Genomic DNA, 14,087 nt, shown 5'->3' with positions numbered 1-14,087 from the left:
CGGGGGCCGGGAGGGGGCGGCGGACGCGGCGACCGGAGCGCTCACCCGGCCGGGCATGGTAGTTTCGTTGAACGGAAGCAAGCGTTGTATGCTCTTCCGGTTGCCTGGAACTGTTCCGGGCTCTCCCCTTGGTCCGGTTCGGTTCACGTGAGTGCTCCGCTGGTCCGGCGGGTTGTCTCACGTAAATGATCTGAAGTCTTGGAGTGACTCCTGTGGCTGCCAACTGCGACGTCTGCGGCAAGGGGCCGGGCTTCGGCAACAGCATCTCCCACTCGCACCGCCGTACCCCCCGTCGCTGGAACCCCAACATCCAGACGGTGCGCGCTGTGGTTGGGCGGACGCCGAAGCGGCTCAACGTCTGCACCTCGTGCATCAAGGCCGGTAAGGTCTCGCGCTGACGCGCAGACCGGTATGCCGGTCCTCCAGTGAGTCGGTTCATCCTCGGGTGAACCGGCTTTCTGTTGTTCCGGCACCCGATCGACCTGATGTGGGCGGGCCCTCGGGCCCGCCCACAGACATGTCCGGACGCGGTCGCGCGCAGCCCGGCGCCGGGGCTCAGCGCCAGCGCCAGGCGTGGTCGACCGGCCCGATGCCGGCGCCAAGCGCGAAGCCGCCGGCGATCGCGCCGGTGATGTAATCCTTCGCCGAGGCCACCGCCGCGGGCAGTTCCTCGCCCTTGGCCAGGCCGGCCGCGATCGCGCTGGCCAGGGTGCAGCCGGTGCCATGGGTGTGCCGGTTGTCGTAGCGCGGCGCCCGGTACCAGTGCTCCTCCGCCGCGCCGCCCTCGCCGCCGTAGAGCAGGTCGGCCGCCTCGCCGGGCAGGTGCCCGCCCTTGACCAGCACCCAGCGCGGCCCGAGGTCGCGCAGCGCCTTGGCGGCGTCCAGCATCTGCTTCTCGTCCTCGACCACCCGGCCGGTGAGCTGCGTCACCTCGTGCAGGTTGGGCGTGGCCAGGGTGGCGACCGGCAGCAGCCGCTCCCGGACGGTGGCGACGGCCTCGGCGGCGAGCAGCGCGTCGCCGTGCTTGGAGACGCCGACCGGGTCGACGACGACCGGCGCGGCCACCCCGGCCAGCAGCTCGGAGACGGTCTCGACCAGTTCGATCGAGGCGAGCATGCCGGTCTTCACGGCCTGCACGCCGATGTCGTCGACCACACTGCGGAACTGGGCGCGGACGGCCTCGGCGGGCAGTTCCCAGTAACCCTGGACGCCGAGCGAGTTCTGCGCGGTGACGGCGGTGATGACGCTCATGCCGTGGACACCGAGGGCGAGCATCGCCTTGAGGTCGGCCTGGATGCCGGCGCCGCCGCCGGAGTCGGAGCCGGCGACGGTGAGCACGCGAGGGGGTGCGGTGGAGGACATGCCTCCAACCTACGCGGTCACAGCACGGCCTCGGACTCCGCCCAGCGCTCCTCGGGGACGGTCTTGAGCCTGGTCACCGCGTCGGCGATGGGCACCAGCCGGATGTCGTTGCCGCGCAGCGCGGTGAAGTGGCCGAACGCCCCCTGGTGGACGGCCTCCACCGCGTGCCAGCCGAAGCGGCTGGCGAGGACGCGGTCCCGGGCGGTCGGGGTGCCGCCGCGCTGGACGTGGCCGAGGATGACCGGGCGGGCCTCCTTGCCGAGCAGGTCCTCCAGCTCGTGGGCGAGGCGGTTGCCGATCCCGCCGAAGGTCCGGTGTCCGAACCGGTCGACCTCGCCGTGGTCGAAGCGCATGGTGCCGGGCATCGGGGAGGCGCCCTCGGCGACGGCGATGATGGCGAACTTCTTGCCCCGGGTGAAGCGGTCCTCGACCATCCGGGCCACGCCCTCGATGTCGAACGGCTTCTCGGGGATGAGGATCCCGTGCGCGCCGCCGGCCATGCCGGCGGTGAGGGTGATCCAGCCGGTGTGGCGTCCCATCAACTCGACGACCATCACCCGCTGGTGCGACTCGGCGGTGGTCTTGAGCCGGTCGATCGCCTCGGTCGCGACGTGCACCGCGGTGTCGAAGCCGAAGGTGACGTCGGTGGCGTCGATGTCGTTGTCGATGGTCTTCGGGACGCCGACCACCGGCAGCCCGGCCTCGCTGAACCGCCGGGCGGCGGTGAGGGTGCCCTCGCCGCCGATGGCGATCAGCGCGTCGATGCCGATGTCCCGGGCGAGGGTCTTGGCGTTCTCCACCGCCCAGGCGATCCGCTCGCGCTGCACCCGGGCGGAGCCGAGGATGGTGCCGCCGAGGGTCAGCAGGCCGGTGACGTCGTCGTGCGAGACGGGCCGGGCGCGGCCCTCGATCAGCCCGAGGAAGCCGTCCTCGATGCCGACGATCTCGTCGCCGTGCACATCGGTGCCGCGGTGCACCACGGAGCGGATCACCGCGTTCAGGCCGGGGCAGTCGCCGCCGCTGGTCAGGACTCCGATGCGCATACCGGTGGCTCTCCCGCTCAAAGTGGTTCAGACCAAAGTGGTCCAGACCACTCGCATGGAGGGCGGGCGGCCCGGCTGTGGGTCAAGCCTACGCACACCGCGCGTCCGGATCCCGTTCGCGCGGGGCCCGGGAGCGTCGCGCGCGCCCCCGCCCGGTGCGTCGCGGCGCCCCGGCCGGCGGTCAACCACCGGCCGGGGCAGCCCCATTGCGACTCCGCCGTCCCTCCGGCGTCACTCCGAGAAGTGGTCCCAGCCGCCGACCCGGTCCCAGGCCTCGCCGTCCACCGTGACCCGGCCGCCGCGGGCCGCCCGCGCCCGGCCGACGACCTCGCCCACCACCCGCCAGCGGGCGGGCAGTTGGACCCCGCGCGGGAAGGTCGCGACGATCGCGTGGTCCTCGCCGCCGGAGAGCACCCACACCAGCGGGTCGACCCCGACCGCCTGGCCGATGTCCGCCATCTGCGCCGGCACGTCGAAGTCGGCCGCCCGCAGGTCGATGTCCACCGCGCTGGCCCTGGCCACGTGGCCGAGGTCGGCCACCAGCCCGTCGCTCACGTCGATCATCGCGGTGGCGCCCAGCTCCGCGCCGGACGGGCCCGCGTGGTACGGCGGTTCGGGGCGGCGGTGCGCCTCGACGAAGGCCCGCGGGGAGCGGAAGCCGCGCTGCAGCACCGTCAGGCCCGCCGCCGACCAGCCGAGCCAACCGGTGACCGCGACCACGTCGCCCACCTGGGCACCGGCGCGCGTCACCGGCGCGCGCCCCTGGAGGTCCCCGAGCGCCGTGATGGCCAGGGTGATGGTCTCCCCGCGCACCACGTCGCCGCCGACCACCGTCGCGCCCGCCACCTGGCACTCGTCCCGCAGGCCGTCCATCAGCTCGGTGGCCCAGGTGGTCGGCAGGTCCGCCGGCGCGACCAGGCCGAGCAGGATCGCGGTCGGCACCGCGCCCATCGCGGCCACGTCGGCGAGGTTCTGCGCAGCCGCCTTGCGGCCCACGTCGTACGCGGTGGACCAGTCCCGGCGGAAGTGCCGGTTCTCGATGAGCACGTCGGTGGTGGCCACCACCCGGCCGTCCGGGGCCTTCACCACCGCGGCGTCGTCGCCCGGGCCGAGGTCGACCGCGTCGGTGAGCGGCACCCGGGCGGTCAGCTCCCTGATGAGTCCGAACTCGCCGAGCTCGCCCACGGTCCCCTGCATCTGCCGTCCTCCCGGTTGCGCCCAGGCCGGGCGCGTACGTCCTGCGGCCACGCCGCCTCCGCGCGCAGCGTACGCCCTCCGGCGGTGCAGAGGTCTCCCCTCCCCGGCCCACCGGGGGGTAGCGTGGTGATCAGTCTGCCGGTGAGCCCGTTCCCCACCCGACACCCGACCGGGCGAGCACGGCCGCGATCCCCGTACCCAGCCGCCCGGAGGTCCCCGTGGTACAGGCCTACATCCTGATTCAGACCGAGGTCGGCAAGGCCAGCGCCGTCGCCGAGTCCATCACCAAGATCCCCGGAGTCCTCCAGGCCGAGGACGTCACCGGCCCGTACGACGTGATCGTCCGCGCCGAGGCCGACACCGTGGACGACCTCGGCCGCATGGTCGTCGCCAAGGTCCAGCAGGTCGAGGGCATCACCCGCACCCTGACCTGTCCGGTCGTCCACCTGTAGGGCCCGCTTACCATCGGCGGGTGACCCGAGAACTCCGCGCCCCCCGCTTCCTGGCGGCACTGCCGGCCCCCGTCCGGTGGCTGGCGGTGCCGACCGCGCTCGTCTGCACCATCGTCGTGCTGATCGGTAGCTGGAGCACACCCGAGAAGATCGAGACGCCGAACCCGGCCCCCAAGGCCGCCGGCTACTGCCGGGCCCTCGCCGCCGCGCTCCCCCAGGAGCTGTACGGCCACCCGCGCGCGGACCCGACCCCCGCCTCGCCGTTCGTGGCCGCCTGGGCCAGCTCGCCGAAGGTGGTGCTGCGCTGCGGCGTGGACCGGCCGGAGGCGCTGAACGGCCCGGCCGCCAAGGACACCGCGCCGATGATCAACGACGTGACCTGGTGGCCGCAGCAGCTGGGGGACGGCGGCTACCGCTACACCTCCACGATGCGCAAGGCCTATGTGGAGCTCACCGTGCCCGAGGGCTCGTTCGCCAACCCGATGGACGTGGTCGCCGCGCTCTCCCCCGTGGTCGCCGCCAGCATCCCCTCCTGACCGGACCGGCACGCCCACGGGGCGGCCCCGGAACCCCGGGACCGCCCCGTCACGCCGCCGGCGCGGGTTACCGCAGGCCGGTCGAGCGGCGCAGCGCCGCCTGCAGCAGCCGGTCGACCAGTTCCGCGTACGACAGCCCGCTGGCCTCCCACATCTTCGGGTAGGCCGAGATCGGGGTGAAGCCGGGCATGGTGTTGACCTCGTTGACCATCCAGCCGCCGTCCTCCAGCAGGAAGAAGTCGACCCGGGCCAGCCCCTCGCAGCCGAGCGCCTCGAAGGCCTCGATCGCCTGGCGGCGGATCTCGGCGGTCTCCTCGGCGGAGAGCTCGGCCGGGATCCGGACCTCGGAGGAGTCGATGTACTTGGCCTCGAAGTCGTAGAACTCGTAGTCGCCGCCGACCAGGACCTCGGCCGGGACGCTCGCCCGCGGGCCGTCCTCGAACTCCAGCACCGCGCACTCCAGCTCGCGGCCGGAGACACCCGCCTCGATGATCAGCTTGGGGTCGTGCCGGCGGGCCTCCTCGATCGCGGCGTCGAGGTCGGCGAGGTCCTTGACCTTGCTGATGCCGATGCTGGAGCCGGCCCGGCAGGGCTTGACGAACACCGGCAGACCGAGGCCCGCGACGCGCTCGCGGACCGCGGCGCGGCCCTCCTCGGTCTCCCACTCGCGCGGTCGGACCACGGTGTACCGCCCGACGCCGAGACCGTGCGAGGCCAGCAGGCGCTTGGTGAACTCCTTGTCCATGCCCACCGCGCTGGCGAGCACGCCGTTGCCGACGTACGGCACGCCGGAGAGCTCCAGCAGGCCCTGCAGCGTGCCGTCCTCGCCCCAGGGGCCGTGCAGCAGCGGGAAGACCACGTCCACCTCGCCGAGCGCCTTGGGGGCGGTGCCGGGCTCGGTCCTGACCACCTCGCGACTGCCGGGGCCGAGCGGCAGCACGACCTGGCCCTCGGTGTCCTCGGCGACCTGGTCGACGTCCGGCAGCCGGCCGTCGGTGATGGCCATCCGGGCCGGCTCGTCGCTGGCCAGCGCCCAGCGGCCCTCGTGGGTGATGCCGATCGGCAGCACCTCGTACTTGTCGCGGTCGATCGCCCTGAGCACGCTGCCCGCGGTCGAGACCGAGATGGCGTGCTCGGAGCTGCGGCCGCCGAACACGACGGCGACCCGCGGCTTCGCGGACGGGTTCTGGGAGGTCTGTTCGATGCTCATATCGCGACGAAGGTTACCCCGAGGCCGGTTTCGGGGAGACGACCGACCCGAACCGCCCGAAACCGCCCGGGCGCCCCGGGTCGGTCAGTGCCGTTCGGGCTTGGCCGAGCGGGACATCAGGGCCCGCAGCGCCTCCTGGGTGGGCCGGCCGTTGTGCACGACGTCCACCACCGCCTCGACGATCGGCATGTCGACGCCGTTGCGCCGGGCCAGGTCGAGCACCGACTCGCAGGACTTGACGCCCTCCGCGGTCTGCCGGGTGGCCGCGATGGTCTCGGCCAGCGACATGCCCCGGCCCAGGTTGGTGCCGAAGGTGTGGTTGCGGGAGAGCGGCGAGGAGCAGGTGGCCACCAGGTCGCCCATGCCGGCCAGGCCGGCGAAGGTGTACGGGTCCGCGCCGAGCGCCAGCCCGAGCCGGGTGGTCTCGGCGAGGCCGCGGGTGATCAGCGTCGCCTTGGTGTTGTCGCCGAGCCCCATGCCGTCGGCCATACCGACCGCCAGGCCGATCACGTTCTTGACCGCCCCGCCGAGCTCGCAGCCGATCACGTCGGTGTTGGTGTACGGCCGGAAGTACGGCGTGTGGCAGGCCGCCTGGAGCCGCTTGGCGACCGCCTCGTCGGTGCAGGCGACCACACTGGCGGCGGGCTGCCGGTTGGCGATCTCCCGGGCCAGGTTGGGCCCGCTGACCACGGCGATCCGCTCCGGCCCGACCTTGGCGACCTCGCCGACGACCTCGCTCATCCGCTTGGCGGTGCCGAGCTCGATGCCCTTCATCAGGCTGACCAGGACGGTCTGCGGCTCCAGCAGCGGCGCCCAGGCGGCGAGGTTCTCGCGCAGCGTCTGCGAGGGCACCACCAGGACCGCGAAGTCCGCGCCGGCCAGCGCCTCGGCGGGGTCGGTGGTGGCCCGGACGGTGTCCGGCAGCCGGACCCCGGGCAGGTAGTCGGGGTTGGTGTGGGTGGCGTTGACGGCGTCCGCCAACTCCTGGCGGCGGCCCCACAGGGTCACCTCGCAGCCGGCGTCCGCGAGCACCATCGCGAACGCGGTGCCCCAGGAGCCGGTGCCGAACACTGCGCAGCGGGTCACTTGGCGGCCTCCCCGGCCTCGTCGGTGTCGCGGCCCACGACCTGTCGGCGGGCCGCCGCGGCGGCGGCCCGCTGTCGGGCGGCCTCCCGCATGTCGTACCGCTCGGCGGGCGGTTCCTCCTCGCGGATCCCGGCCAGCACGGCGGTGATGGCCGTCATGATGTCCTCGGTGGCGTCCCTGAGCACCTGGGAGGTCAGCTCCTGGCCCTGGTACCTGCTCAGGTCGACGGCCGGCCCGGCCGCCACGGTCACCCTGTGGCGCGGGAAGAGGTTGAACCGGCTCCGGCCCGAACCGCCCCTGCCGTACGGCGGGATGATCTCGTGCGCTCCCCAGTGGGCGACCGGGATGACCGGCGCGCCGGTCATCAGCGCGACCCGGGCGACACCGCTCTTGCCGGTCATCGGCCACAGGTTCGGATCCCGGGTGAGCGTTCCCTCCGGGTAGAACTGCACGCACTGCCCCCCGTTGACGGCGTCGATGGCCGCCCGGAACGCCTGCGCCGCGTCGGTCGACTCCCGGAAGACGGGGATCTGGCCGGTCTTGCGGAGCATGAACCCGATGAACGGGATCGAGAACAGCGAGGACTTGCCGAGGATCCGCGGCGGCCGCCCGCTGTTGTACTGCCAGTGCGCGTACACGACCGGGTCGATGATCGAGTTGTGGTTGACCGCGGCGATGAAGCCGCCCTCCTTGGGCAGGTGCTCCCAGCCCCGCCAGTCGGGCTTGACCAGCGCGGTGTTCACCGGCTTCACCAGCACGGCCGCGAAGCGGTACCAGAATCCGTAGTCGGCGTTGCCGAAGCTGGCGTACGAGCGGCGGGCCACCCCAGGTCCTCCTCATTCGTGCGGCACGTGGGGTGCCGCGGTCGATCTCGCCTCCGCCGCCCTCTCGGGGCGCGGGGCGCCGAACAGTTTCGCCCGACCGCTCGCCGGCTGTCGAGCAACCCCGCCCGGACGTCCGGCGGGCGTGATCAAACGCACGTCCGCACAGCTCGGACGGCCTGGCGAGGGCTCCGGGACCGGCGTCACAATGACGCCGATGACCCAGGACACCGTACGCCCCGGCAGGCCCGTCGCGCCCGCCGCACCCGCCGCCGACTGGTCGCTGGTGCTGCCGCTCAAGCCGCTCGCCCGGGCCAAGTCGCGGCTGGCCCCGTTCGCCGGCCCGCACCGCCCGGACCTCGCACTCTCGTTCGCCCTCGACACCGTCACCGCCGCGCTGACCGCGCCCGGGGTCGGCCGGGTCCTGGTGGTCACCCGGGACGCCGCGGCCGGCGCGCGGCTGGCCGCGCTCGGCGCCCTGGTGGTCGACGACGAGCCGGGCGGCGGCCTCAACGAGGCCCTCGCCCACGGGGCGGCGACCGCGCTCGCCCTGGCGCCGCACGCGCCGCTGGCCGCGCTCTCGGCGGACCTGCCGGCGCTGCGCCCGGCCGAACTCGGCCGGGTGCTGGCCGCCGTGCCCACGGCCGGCCGGGCCTTCCTGCCGGACGCGCCCGGGCTGGGCACCACCCTGCTGGCCTGCGCCCCGGGCAGCCCGCTCGCTCCGGCGTTCGGGGACGGCTCGCGCGCCCGGCACGCGGCCGGCGGCGCCCGCGAACTGCGGCTGTCCGGCGTGGAGTCGGTCCGCCGGGACGTCGACACCGGGGAGGACCTCGCCGAGGCCCTGGTGCTCGGGGTCGGCCGGCACACCCGCGCCCTGGCGGCCCGGCTCGGCTACCTGCCGCGGCAGGGGCCGTCCGGCGCACCGCTGCCCGGCTGAGACACCGCCCGGGACTGTCGGTGGCCCTCGCTATGCTGCTGCCATGCAGGCCACCGCGTTCACCTTCGACCCCGCCACCCGGGCCGGCTCCGTGCTGCTCGACGACGGGACCCCGGTGCCGTTCGACGCGGCCGCCTTCGACGCCGGCGGCCTGCGGCTGCTGCGCCCGGGCCAGCGGGTGCGGATCCGCACCGAGGGCGCCGGCGAGGCCCGCCGGGTGGTCTTCGTGACGCTGCAGACCTTCCCGGACCCGGCCGCGGGCTGACCCCGGGCTCAGCGGGCCCGGCGGCGGCCACAGCGACCACGACGGTCACGGCAGCCGCGACGGGAAATCCCGGAAAAGCGAGAAGCCGTGGCCCCGCCCTGCCGGGAATTCCCGGGAGAGGACGGTGCCACGGCTCGCGAAAGCCGTCCGACGACGACGCGCACCGACTACTTGGCGGTGGTCTTGCGCGCGGTGGTCTTGCGGGTGGCGGTCTTCTTCGCCGGCGCCGTCTTCTTGGCCGTGGCGGTCGCCTTCTTGGCGGTCGCGGTGGTCTTCTTGGCGGCGGCGGCGGTGGTCGCCTTCTTGGCGGCCGTGGTGGCCGTCTTCTTGGTCGCGGTCGCGGTGGTCTTCTTCGCGGCGGCGGTGGTGGTCTTCTTGGTGGCGGTCGCCTTCTTGGCGGCGGCGGCGGTGGTCGCCTTCTTGGCAGCCGTGGTGGCCGTCTTCTTGGCAGCGACCTTCTTCGCCGGAGCGGCGGCAGCGGCGGCGGCGGCCGTGGCGGCGCGCTTGGTGGCGGCACGCTTGGCGGCCGGGGTCGCGGCGACGCCGCTCTTGCCCGGGGTGAGGGAGCCCTTGGGGGCCTTCTTCACCGAGGGGCCTTCCTTCGGCAGCTTCTTGGCGCCGCTGACCAGGTCCTTGAAGCCCTGGCCCGGACGGAAGCGGGGCACCGAGGTCTTCTTGACCTTGACCTTCTCGCCGGTCTGCGGGTTGCGGGCGAAGCGCGCGGAGCGCTCCACCTTCTCAAAGGTGCCGAAACCGGTGACCGAAACGCGGTCGCCGGCCACGACGGCGCGCACCATGGTGTCGAGCACTGCGTCGACGGCCTCTGCGGCAGCCTTGCGACCGCCCAGCTGCTCGGCCACCGCTTCGACAAGCTGAGCCTTGTTCACGTCTTCCCCTTCGGAAACGGGCGCCGGATGATTCCATCCGTTCTTTTCGCACGTTAGGTATGTATCTGCGGACTTTCAATTACCAAACGCGCGAATCACCCTAGTGTCGCAATGGATTTGCGCGTCGGCGACCTCAGTCGACGGGCGGGCGCCCCTCGTCGAGGTCCTGCACAAAGCGACTCAACCGCCGCGCCGCCTCCGGAAGATCGCGCTTGGCGGCCTCGGTGACGATGAGCAGTTGACGGGTGAGAGCGGTCTTTGCATCGGCAGACACGTTCAGCGCATGCACGCGGTCGTGAGCTTGCTTCAACCGCTCGGCCACAAGCGCGAAGAGCGCTGCGACTTCCGGGTCGTCCGGCCCCTCAGCAGCTGAGGTGGCGGCGTCCGGCCGATCGTCAATTCGGCGTTCGGATCCCCGGCCCGTGGACTCCGGTGACGCGGGTTCGCCGCCCGCGTACGGAGGTTCATGGTGCCGGTGCATGCACTGATTGTGCCATCTACGCGCAGTTGTCCATGCGCGGGCCCCTCTGTCGCAAAACCGAATCGTCAATCCGGGGCCCGCGGACGGGCACAACTCCGGCCCCGGAACGGCGGATGGCCCGCCCCCCCGAGGGGGGAGGCGGGCCATCCGGCGGTTCGTCAGAATGCTTGTTCAGAAGGGGTTCTCAGGCCGCCGGCAGGGTCCGCGGCTTGAACGCGGGACGGCGCTCCTCGAAGGCCGCGATGTCGGCCTCGTTCGCCAGCGTGATGCTGATGTCGTCCAGGCCGTTGAGCAGCCGCCAGCGGACATTGTCGTCCAGTTCGAACGGGGCGGTGACGCCCTCGGCGCGCACCTCCCGGGCCTCCAGGTCGACGGTGATCTCAGCCTGCGGGTCGGCCTCGGTGAGCTCCCAGAGCCGCTCCACGGTCTCCTGCGGGAGGACGACGGTGAGCAGGCCGTTCTTCAGCGAGTTGCCGCGGAAGATGTCCGCGAAGCGCGAGGAGATCACGGCGTGGAAGCCGTAGTTCTGCAGCGCCCAGACGGCGTGCTCGCGGGAGGAGCCGGTGCCGAACTCGGGGCCGGCCACCAGGACGGTGGCGCCCTGCCGCTCGGGCCGGTTGAGGATGAACGACTCGTCCTTGCGCCAGGCCTCGAACAGTCCGCCCTCGAAACCGGAACGGGTGACCTTCTTCAGCCAGTGGGCGGGGATGATCTGGTCGGTGTCGACGTTGCTGCGGCGCAGCGGGACGGCCCGCCCGGTGTGGGTGGTGAACTTCTCCATGCTGCTCAGACCTCCACGGCGGCGCTGGACGCCAGATCGGCGGGGGCCGCGAGACGGCCCAGGACGGCGGTCGCGGCGGCGACCTGGGGCGAGACCAGGTGGGTGCGGCCGCCCTTGCCCTGGCGGCCCTCGAAGTTGCGGTTCGAGGTCGAGGCGCAGCGCTCGCCGGGGGCGAGCTGGTCGGGGTTCATGCCCAGGCACATCGAGCAGCCCGCGTGCCGCCACTCGGCGCCGGCCGCGGTGAACACCTTGTCCAGGCCCTCCTCGACGGCCTGCAGGGCGACCCGGACGGAGCCGGGGACGACCAGCATCCGCACGCCGTCGGCGATCCGGCGGCCGCGCAGCAGGTCGGCGGCGGCGCGCAGGTCCTCGATCCGGCCGTTGGTGCAGGAGCCGACGAAGACCGCGTCGACCTTCACCTCGCGCAGCGGGGTGCCGGCCTCCAGGCCCATGTACGTGAGGGCGTTCTCGGCGGCGGTCCGCTCCTGCGGGTCGGCGAAGGAGGCCGGGTCCGGCACCGAGGCGCCGATCGGGGCGCCCTGGCCGGGGTTGGTGCCCCAGGTGACGAACGGGGTCAGCTCGGCGGCGTCGATGAAGATCTCGTGGTCGAAGACCGCGTCCTCGTCGGTGCCCAGGGTCCGCCAGTACGCGACGGCGGCGTCCCAGTCCTCGCCCTGCGGGGCGTGCGGGCGGTCCTTCAGGTAGGCGAAGGTGGTCTCGTCCGGGGCGATCATGCCGGCCCGGGCACCCGCCTCGATGGACATGTTGCAGACGGTCATCCGGGCCTCCATGGAGAGGCCGCGGATCGCCGAACCGCGGTACTCCAGGACGTAGCCCTGGCCGCCGCCGGTGCCGATCCGCGTGATGATCGCCAGGATCAGGTCCTTGGCGGTGACGCCCTCGGGCAGCTCGCCCTCGACGGTGATCGCCATGGTCCGGAACGGGGCCAGCGGCAGCGTCTGGGTGGCCAGCACGTGCTCGACCTGGCTGGTGCCGATGCCGAACGCCAGCGCGCCGAACGCGCCGTGGGTGGAGGTGTGGGAATCGCCACAGACCACGGTCGTACCGGGCTGGGTAAGGCCCAACTGCGGGCCGACGACGTGCACGACGCCCTGCTCGACGTCGCCGAGGGAGTGGATCCGCACGCCGAACTCGGCCGCGTTCCTGCGCAGGGTCTCCAACTGGACCCTGGAGACCGGGTCGGCGATCGGCTTGTCGATGTCGAGGGTGGGGGTGTTGTGGTCCTCGGTGGCGATCGTGAGATCGGTGCGGCGGACCGTGCGTCCGGCCAGCCGGAGGCCGTCGAAGGCCTGCGGGCTGGTCACCTCGTGGAGCAGGTGCAGGTCGATGTAGAGCAGGTCGGGCTCGCCCTCCGCGCGCCGCACGACGTGGTCGTCCCAGACCTTCTCTGCGAGTGTCCGTCCCATCGGATTCCCTCCAGCCGGCCGCGTTGCCGGCCTTCTCGTGTCGTCGAGGTCAAAGCTGTCGCGGCCCTGTGCGGCACGCGTCGCGAGACCTGCACGCCGGATCGGTGTCCACGATGCGAACACCTTGGCGGGGTCGCATCCTGGATGTCTCCCGGGCTGCTGCATCCAGAGTGGCGCTTTTCGCCGAAGATTGAACTTGCGTCTCGCGGAATGAGACTGCAGTCTTAGGGCATGGACAACTCTAGCGGCGTCGGCGTGCTCGACAAGGCCGCTCTGGTGCTCAGCGCACTGGAGTCGGGCCCCGCCACGTTGGCGGGGCTGGTCGCCGCCACCGGTCTGGCGCGCCCCACGGCCCACAGACTCGCCGTCGCACTCGAACACCACCGTCTGGTCACCAGGGACATGCAGGGCCGCTTCATCCTCGGCCCCCGTCTCTCCGAACTCTCCGCCGCGGCGGGCGAGGACCGGCTGCTCGCCACCGCGGGCCCGGTCCTGACCCACCTGCGCGACGTCACCGGCGAGAGCGCACAGCTCTACCGCCGGCAGGGCGAGATGCGGATCTGCGTCGCCGCCGCCGAGCGGCTCTCCGGCCTGCGGGACACCGTCCCGGTCGGCAGCACCCTGCCGATGAAGGCCGGCTCGGCCGCCCAGGTCCTGCTGGCCTGGGAGGAGCCCGAGCGGCTCCACCGCGGCCTCCAGGGCGCCCGCTTCACCGCCACCGCGCTCAGCGGCGTCCGGCGGCGCGGCTGGGCCCAGTCGATCGGCGAGCGGGAGCCGGGCGTCGCGTCGGTCTCCGCGCCGGTGCGCGGCCCCTCCAACCGCGTCGTGGCCGCCGTCTCGGTCTCCGGCCCGATCGAGCGCCTGACCCGCCACCCCGGCCGGCTCCACGCCCAGGCGATCATCGAGGCGGCCAACCGCCTCACCGAGGCCCTGCGCCGCAGCTGAAATCCCCCGTTCCCCCACCCCACCCGCAATCCCCACCCGCACCCCACTCCCCCACCCGAAAACCGTGAAGGCCCCGCTCGTCGGAGAGCGGGGCCTTCGGACGTCCGGAGCCCTCGGGGCGGCGCGGGGATTCCCGGACCGGGAAATCAAAAAAGACCCCGGGAACCGGGGCCTTCAATTTCTGGCTGGGGTACCAGGACTCGAACCTAGACTAAATGAACCAGAATCACTCGTGCTGCCAATTACACCATACCCCAACAAAGCAATCAGCCGATGAGCGAGCCCATCGGCTTCCTGCTTCAGTACCCCCGACCGGATTCGAACCGGCGCTACTGCCGTGAGAGGGCAGCGTGCTAGGCCGCTACACAACGGGGGCTTTCCAGGCGATTCCTTGCGGAATCAGTACCCCCGACCGGATTCGAACCGGCGCTACTGCCGTGAGAGGGCAGCGTGCTAGGCCGCTACACAACGGGGGCTTTCCAGGCGGTCCCTTGCGGGACCAGTACCCCCGACCGGATTCGAACCGGCGCTACTGCCGTGAGAGGGCAGCGTGCTAGGCCGCTACACAACGGGGGCTTTCCAGGCGGTCCCTTGCGGGACCAGTACCCCCGACCGGATTCGAACCGGCGCTACTGCCGTGAGAGGGCAGCGTGCTAG

Annotated in this window: 16 protein-coding genes and 4 tRNA genes; 6 read left to right on the top strand and 14 right to left on the bottom strand. The window is 72.6% G+C overall.

Translation table 11 applies throughout. The features are described 5' to 3' along the window. Positions 1-212 precede the first annotated feature (212 nt). Positions 213-398 carry a 50S ribosomal protein L28 gene (rpmB, locus tag ACFP3U_RS28795; protein WP_073813963.1) on the top strand — a complete coding sequence of 62 codons (186 nt, stop codon included), beginning with the start codon at positions 213-215 and terminating at the stop codon, positions 396-398. 157 nt (positions 399-555) lie between these two features. Here the strand turns inward: rpmB and thiD are convergent, their stop codons facing one another. The 3 genes from thiD to ACFP3U_RS28780 form a co-directional block, all read right to left on the bottom strand. After that, positions 556-1,362, bottom strand: a complete 807-nt coding sequence (gene thiD, locus ACFP3U_RS28790; protein WP_380228637.1) for a bifunctional hydroxymethylpyrimidine kinase/phosphomethylpyrimidine kinase — start codon at positions 1,360-1,362, stop codon at positions 556-558. Positions 1,363-1,379: 17 nt separating this feature from the next. Beyond that, on the bottom strand, positions 1,380-2,405 hold the full coding sequence (locus tag ACFP3U_RS28785; RefSeq protein ID WP_380228636.1) for a 6-phosphofructokinase: 1,026 nt from the start codon (positions 2,403-2,405) through the stop codon (positions 1,380-1,382). Between the two features lie 231 nt (positions 2,406-2,636). Next, positions 2,637-3,602 carry a thiamine-phosphate kinase gene (locus ACFP3U_RS28780; RefSeq protein WP_380228635.1) on the bottom strand — a complete coding sequence of 322 codons (966 nt, stop codon included), beginning with the start codon at positions 3,600-3,602 and terminating at the stop codon, positions 2,637-2,639. A 218-nt stretch (positions 3,603-3,820) separates the two neighbouring features. Between ACFP3U_RS28780 and ACFP3U_RS28775 the strand changes: the two genes are divergently transcribed. Beyond that, positions 3,821-4,054: an Lrp/AsnC family transcriptional regulator gene (locus ACFP3U_RS28775; protein WP_380228634.1), complete on the top strand. Its 234-nt coding sequence runs from the start codon at positions 3,821-3,823 to the stop codon at positions 4,052-4,054. Positions 4,055-4,074: 20 nt separating this feature from the next. After that, positions 4,075-4,590: a DUF3515 domain-containing protein gene (locus ACFP3U_RS28770; protein ID WP_380228633.1), complete on the top strand. Its 516-nt coding sequence runs from the start codon at positions 4,075-4,077 to the stop codon at positions 4,588-4,590. Positions 4,591-4,657: 67 nt separating this feature from the next. On the opposite strand, the gene ACFP3U_RS28765 is transcribed toward ACFP3U_RS28770, so the two are convergent. From ACFP3U_RS28765 to ACFP3U_RS28755, 3 genes are all read right to left on the bottom strand, one after another. Further along, positions 4,658-5,800, bottom strand: a complete 1,143-nt coding sequence (locus ACFP3U_RS28765; RefSeq protein WP_380228632.1) for a D-alanine--D-alanine ligase family protein — start codon at positions 5,798-5,800, stop codon at positions 4,658-4,660. Positions 5,801-5,884: 84 nt separating this feature from the next. Further along, positions 5,885-6,886, bottom strand: a complete 1,002-nt coding sequence (locus ACFP3U_RS28760; RefSeq protein ID WP_380228631.1) for an NAD(P)H-dependent glycerol-3-phosphate dehydrogenase — start codon at positions 6,884-6,886, stop codon at positions 5,885-5,887. Continuing rightward, entirely contained in the window at positions 6,883-7,710 is an 828-nt protein-coding gene (locus ACFP3U_RS28755) for a lysophospholipid acyltransferase family protein (protein ID WP_380228630.1), read from the bottom strand. Before ACFP3U_RS28755 ends, ACFP3U_RS28760 begins: the two co-directional genes overlap by 4 nt. 214 nt (positions 7,711-7,924) lie before the next feature. Here ACFP3U_RS28755 and cofC point away from each other — a divergent pair, with 214 nt between their 5' ends. After that, on the top strand, positions 7,925-8,644 hold the full coding sequence (gene cofC / locus ACFP3U_RS28750) for a 2-phospho-L-lactate guanylyltransferase (RefSeq protein ID WP_380228629.1): 720 nt from the start codon (positions 7,925-7,927) through the stop codon (positions 8,642-8,644). Positions 8,645-8,687: 43 nt separating this feature from the next. Continuing rightward, the gene (locus ACFP3U_RS28745) at positions 8,688-8,909 is read left to right on the top strand and encodes a hypothetical protein (protein WP_063347710.1); all 222 of its coding nucleotides are present in this window, start codon (positions 8,688-8,690) and stop codon (positions 8,907-8,909) included. Positions 8,910-9,076: 167 nt separating this feature from the next. Here the strand turns inward: ACFP3U_RS28745 and ACFP3U_RS28740 are convergent, their stop codons facing one another. From ACFP3U_RS28740 to leuC, 4 genes are all read right to left on the bottom strand, one after another. After that, positions 9,077-9,796, bottom strand: coding sequence for an HU family DNA-binding protein (locus ACFP3U_RS28740; RefSeq protein WP_380228628.1), 720 nt, complete (start codon positions 9,794-9,796; stop codon positions 9,077-9,079). Between the two features lie 133 nt (positions 9,797-9,929). Beyond that, positions 9,930-10,277 (bottom strand): SCO5555 family protein, encoded by a 348-nt coding sequence (locus ACFP3U_RS28735; protein ID WP_380228627.1) that lies wholly within the window; start codon positions 10,275-10,277, stop codon positions 9,930-9,932. Positions 10,278-10,461: 184 nt separating this feature from the next. Continuing rightward, positions 10,462-11,058 carry a 3-isopropylmalate dehydratase small subunit gene (gene leuD / locus ACFP3U_RS28730; RefSeq protein WP_380228626.1) on the bottom strand — a complete coding sequence of 199 codons (597 nt, stop codon included), beginning with the start codon at positions 11,056-11,058 and terminating at the stop codon, positions 10,462-10,464. Between the two features lie 5 nt (positions 11,059-11,063). Continuing rightward, positions 11,064-12,485 (bottom strand): 3-isopropylmalate dehydratase large subunit, encoded by a 1,422-nt coding sequence (leuC, locus tag ACFP3U_RS28725; protein ID WP_380228625.1) that lies wholly within the window; start codon positions 12,483-12,485, stop codon positions 11,064-11,066. A 231-nt stretch (positions 12,486-12,716) separates the two neighbouring features. On the opposite strand from leuC, the gene ACFP3U_RS28720 reads away from it, so the two are divergent. Beyond that, positions 12,717-13,430, top strand: a complete 714-nt coding sequence (locus ACFP3U_RS28720; RefSeq protein WP_030306825.1) for an IclR family transcriptional regulator — start codon at positions 12,717-12,719, stop codon at positions 13,428-13,430. A 182-nt stretch (positions 13,431-13,612) separates the two neighbouring features. On the opposite strand, the gene ACFP3U_RS28715 is transcribed toward ACFP3U_RS28720, so the two are convergent. From ACFP3U_RS28715 to ACFP3U_RS28700, 4 genes are all read right to left on the bottom strand, one after another. After that, a tRNA-Gln gene (locus ACFP3U_RS28715) sits at positions 13,613-13,687 on the bottom strand. 46 nt (positions 13,688-13,733) lie between these two features. Beyond that, positions 13,734-13,806: transfer RNA gene (locus ACFP3U_RS28710), tRNA-Glu, on the bottom strand. A 27-nt stretch (positions 13,807-13,833) separates the two neighbouring features. Further along, positions 13,834-13,906: transfer RNA gene (locus tag ACFP3U_RS28705), tRNA-Glu, on the bottom strand. Positions 13,907-13,933: 27 nt separating this feature from the next. Then, positions 13,934-14,006: transfer RNA gene (locus ACFP3U_RS28700), tRNA-Glu, on the bottom strand. Positions 14,007-14,087 lie beyond the last annotated feature (81 nt).

Source organism: Kitasatospora misakiensis (genome assembly GCF_042656005.1).
Taxonomy (GTDB): Bacteria; Actinomycetota; Actinomycetes; order Streptomycetales; family Streptomycetaceae; genus Kitasatospora; species Kitasatospora misakiensis.
Note: the sequence above shows the minus strand (reverse complement) of the source record. Positions and strands in the feature narration are given on the sequence as shown.